We start from the raw sequence: 2916 nt of genomic DNA on the forward strand, positions 1-2916 counted from the left end.
CCGCCACGGCGAGGCCCGGATCGCCGGGCGCGAGTCCGGGCAGCTCCATGGCGTCGCCGGCCGCCTGCTGCATGCGATGGGCGTCGGCGAGCAGCGCGGTGTCGCCCTCGCGCACCCGCGCCTCGGTGGCGCGCCTGCGCTCGGCGAGCCGCTTCTCCACGTCGGCGAAGCGCTGGGTGTCGAACAGGCGGCCGAGCAGTTTGCCGCGTGCCTCGGCGTCGGCGCGCAGGAAGCGGGCGAAGTCGCCCTGGGGCAGGAGCACGACCTGGCAGAACTGCTCGCGGCTCATGCCGAGGAGCTGGGTGATCTCCTCGCCGATCTCCTGGTGCGAGCGGCTGAGGTCCTTCCAGGTGCCGCGCACGGCGTCGTACTCGCGCAGCCAGGTCTGGGCCTTGTCGAGGGTGGTGCCGGTGCCGCGCTTCTTGGGGCGCTCCCACGGGGGCTGCCGGGTGATCTCCAGCCGGCGTCCGGCGACGGTGAGTTCGAGCCGGACCTCGGTGCGGGTGCCCGGTTCGGCGTGGTCGCTGCGCAGGTGGGTGCCCTGGCCGCCCTGCCGGGCGCCGGGGACGGAGCCGTAGAGGGCGTAGCAGACGGCGTCCAGGACGGAGGTCTTCCCGGCGCCGGTCGGGCCGTGCAGCAGGAAGAGCCCGGCGGCGGAGAGCGCGTCGAAGTCGACGCTCTGGGCGCGGCCGAAGGGGCCGAAGGCGGTGATGTCGAGCCGGTGCAGCCTCATCGGGCGACCTCCCGCACGGCGTCGTCGGCGCGCACGGCGTCGAAGGCGTCGCGCAGCACCGCGGTCTCCCGGTCGTCGGGGGCGGCGCCGCGCACGTGGGCGACGAAGTCCTCCGCGATCTGCTGGTCGCTGCGGCCCGCGAGGCGCCGGGCGTAGGACACGGCCGGGTCGTCCGGGGCGCGGTCGGGGGCGAAGACCAGGCTGAGGGTGTGCGGGAAGCGGGCGGCGATCCGGGCCATGGGGTCGGCGGGCCGGACGGAGTCGGTGAGGGTGGCCTCGACCCAGGCGTCCTCGTGGCGGCTCAGCGCGGGGTCGTCGAGCAGCTCCTCCAGCGTGCCCCGGAGGCGGGCCAGCGGGCGCGGCACCGGGCAGTCGAGGCGCTCGGCGGTGACAGTGCCCTCGGCGTCCAGGTCGACGAGCCACATGCTCTTGCGGTGCTCGGCCTCGGAGAAGGAGTAGGCGAGCGGGGAGCCGGAGTAGCGGACGCGCTCGCTGATCCGCTGGCAGCCGTGCAGATGGCCGAGGGCGACGTAGTCGACGCCGGCGAAGACCCCGGCGGGTACGGCGGCCACTCCGCCGACGGTGATGTCCCGTTCGCTGTCGCTGGCCTCGCCGCCGGTGACGAAGGCGTGGGCGAGGACGACGGAGCGGGTGCCCGGGGCGCGGCCGGCGAGGTCGGCGCGCACCCGGTCCATGGCGGCGGCGAGCACGGTCTCGTGTCCGGCCTTCGGTACGGCGAACTCGTCCTTCACCAGGGCCGGTTCGAGGTAGGGCAGTCCGTAGAAGGCGACGTCGCCGTGGGCGTCGGCGAGGACGACCGGGGTGCCGACGGCGGCCGGGTCGGTGCGCAGGTGGATGCCCGCGCGGTCGATGAGTCCGGCGCCGACGCCGAGACGGCGGGCCGAGTCGTGGTTGCCGGAGATCATCACGGTGGGCACGCCCAGCCCGGCGAGCCGGTGCAGGGCGTCGTCGAACAGCTCGACCGCGGCCAGCGGGGGCACCGCGCGGTCGTACACGTCTCCCGACACCACGACGGCGTCCACGGCCCGCTCGCGCACGGTGGCGACGAGGTGACCGATGAACTCGGCCTGGGCGCCGAGCATGTTCACCCGGTGGAAGGCCCGGCCGAGATGCCAGTCGGAGGTGTGCAGGAGTCTCATGGACCCCGAGACTAACGGCAGGGTCGGACAACGCGCCCCGGTCGCTTCGGATTTGAGTGTTATGCCCGATTGGCCCGGATCAGGCGTCTCCGTACGCCTCGCCGCCCAGCTCCAGGTCCGCCGAGCCGGCCGTGGCGTCGGCCAGCCAGCCCCGGAAGGCGTCGACGTCGGCGTCCGGGAGGGCGATGTCGATGGCGACCGCCTCGCCGTAGCGGACGTCGCGGACCTCGCGGCCGGTGGCGCGCAGGTCGTTCTGCACCTTGCCCGCGCGCTGGTGGTCGACGGTCACCGTGGCCAGCCGGTAGCGGCGCCGGGTGCGGGTGCCGACGGCGTCCAGCGCCTCGCCGACCGAGCCGCCGTAGGCCCGGATCAGGCCGCCCGCGCCGAGCTTCACCCCGCCGTAGTACCGGGTGACGACGGCGACGACGTACCGCATGTCCCGGCGCAGCAGCATCTGGAGCATCGGCACGCCGGCCGTGCCGCCGGGCTCGCCGTCGTCGCTGGCCTTCTGGGTGGAGGCGTCGGCGCCGATGACGTATGCCCAGCAGTTGTGCGTGGCGTCGGCGTGCTCCTTGCGGACCCCGGCGATGAACTCCTGCGCCTCCCGCTCGGTGGCGGCCGGGGCGAGCGCGCACAGGAAGCGGGAGCGGTTGATCTCGGTCTCGTGCACACCCGCGCGGGCCACTGTGCGGTACTCGTCCTGCATACCGCCAGCCTATGCGGAGCGCCGCGCCCGCCCGGCCCCGGTGTGCGGGGGAGGATGCGGGGCAGACGCGCTCAGCGATCGGACGGCCCGCGCGGTGGGCCGCAGGTGAGGAGGCAGCAGCGTATGACCAGCGTCCCCGTGCAGCCCGCGGAGCCCGGCGGACCCGCGCCGCACTCCGCGCGGGCCCGCTTGCGAGGCTGGCTGCTGGAGGGCCTGAGCGAGCGGACCGCCCGCCATCCGGGGCCGCACCGCACCCCGCAGCAGGACCACGAGGGCCACCCCTGGTGGCGGGTGATGTGCCTGACCGGCGTCGACTA

General features: G+C 74.9%; 4 protein-coding genes. 1 reads left to right on the forward strand and 3 read right to left on the reverse strand.

Going from position 1 to position 2916, the window contains the following annotated elements; all coding sequences use genetic code 11:
• The 3 genes from GT030_RS33830 to GT030_RS33840 form a co-directional block, all read right to left on the reverse strand.
• Positions 1-733 (reverse strand): SMC family ATPase (locus tag GT030_RS33830; protein ID WP_161204331.1); only part of this gene is annotated, 733 nt, incomplete at its 3' end.
• Positions 730-1893 carry an exonuclease SbcCD subunit D gene (locus tag GT030_RS33835; RefSeq protein ID WP_161204332.1) on the reverse strand — a complete coding sequence of 388 codons (1164 nt, stop codon included), beginning with the start codon at positions 1891-1893 and terminating at the stop codon, positions 730-732. The genes GT030_RS33835 and GT030_RS33830, both read right to left, overlap by 4 nt.
• Before the next feature lie 79 nt (positions 1894-1972).
• Entirely contained in the window at positions 1973-2599 is a 627-nt protein-coding gene (locus GT030_RS33840) for a YigZ family protein (protein WP_135791137.1), read from the reverse strand.
• A gap of 123 nt (positions 2600-2722) precedes the next feature.
• On the opposite strand from GT030_RS33840, the gene GT030_RS33845 reads away from it, so the two are divergent.
• Positions 2723-2916: hypothetical protein (locus tag GT030_RS33845; protein WP_161204333.1), on the forward strand; the 194-nt coding region annotated here is incomplete at its 3' end.

The organism is Streptomyces sp. SID1328 (assembly GCF_009865595.1).
Lineage (GTDB): Bacteria > Actinomycetota > Actinomycetes > Streptomycetales > Streptomycetaceae > Streptomyces > Streptomyces griseoluteus.